We start from the raw sequence: 1,373 nt of genomic DNA on the forward strand, positions 1-1,373 counted from the left end.
GCTCTTATTTGCCTTCTCAGCCATTCTTCCGAGCTTTCTCGTATTTTCACCCTCTACTAGCTTGAAAAAGTCGGACGGCTTGATTTTCAGCCTTTTGCAGAGGTCAAATATTTTCGTGACGGAAGGCTCATTCCTGCCAACCTCGATCATTGAAATATAGGATCGATCGGATATACTCTAAGAGGGGTACCCTCCCCCCCTTTAATTTTTTATGTGCACACAAGGTGAAGCTCCTCTTTCTTTTTCTTTCCGCAGGCCATCTCAGTAAGAACCTGGGAGTTTTCCTCCTTAATGAGAAAAGACATTTTTAGGGGCCATCTTATTGTGTAATCGTCAATGCTATCACTATCGTTTCAACTTTTCTTGAAATTCATCCTTGTTAATAAACAATGAACCCTTGTCATCTATATCAATTTGGTTAACAATTTTGAAATATTCTTTGTTTTGAGGCGAATCTATAATAAACTGTATAACAACAAAGTTTTTACCTTGAATTAAATAGTCACGGGAATTGATTTCGTAGTTATAATCATAATGACTTTTGCCAGATACATAAGCTTTTGAACCCTTTTTCATTTCGTTATTCAGAATTGTCGTAAATGACATTTTTCCAGCAGTTTCAGGTTGTTCGGTTACTTCTATAAACGAACGTCTAAATTGGGCTTTTTGTATTTCTAGTTCTTTATATAAATGGTCATTACCTCCTTCATCTACTGAGAAGAACTTTAATGTCACTTTTTCAGGAATAGAGTTTTCAAAATGAAGCTTAATAGGTACCGTAGATTCGTTTGTAAATTCCGCTGTGAACATAGTTTTTTGAGTGGAGCTCATAGCAGTTAATAGAAGTAGGAGAAAAATAAAAGTTGTCATAACCCAAACTAAAAACCTCCCCCATTTACTAACAAAAAAAACTTTTAATAATTTAAGGCCTTTCTGTACCTCTTGTCTAAATTTCTTAAATACTAAAGCAACTAAAAATATGCATACTGGAATTAGTGTTATGCTTATGACTAAATAATTGAGAACAAGAAACTCAAAAAGCGCAGAGAATAGTATCACCATCAGCAAAGAGAGAGTAAAAAATAAAGAGGATAGTTTAAATAAAGCGCCATATGCAAAGTCTGCTCTATATATTATTCGTAAAGCTTCATGGTCGCTGCTTTCGTCTCTATTTGTGTAATTAAGAGCAAATAATTCGCAGTAGCAGTACCAAACCGCATTAATTAGAATTAAAAATCCAGTTGAGAGCATACAAGCACTAATAATATGTTCGTAACTAATATAAAAGGGTAAATATATTTTGTCCGTAAGATTCTTCAAAGTAAATATTAATACTTTAAAATAGCCTATCCCTAAAATGCCCAGTATGGTAG

General features: G+C 34.0%; 2 protein-coding genes. Both read right to left on the bottom strand.

Going from position 1 to position 1,373, the window contains the following annotated elements; genetic code table 11:
- The coding region (locus AC1DWB_RS35240; RefSeq protein ID WP_477545719.1) for a helix-turn-helix domain-containing protein at positions 1–174 on the bottom strand (174 nt) is incomplete at its 3' end.
- Positions 175–345: 171 nt separating this feature from the next.
- On the bottom strand, positions 346–1,373 hold a 1,028-nt coding region (locus AC1DWB_RS35245), incomplete at its 5' end, for a hypothetical protein (protein ID WP_477545718.1).

It is taken from the genome of Paenibacillus sp. P4_E11, from assembly GCF_056401635.1.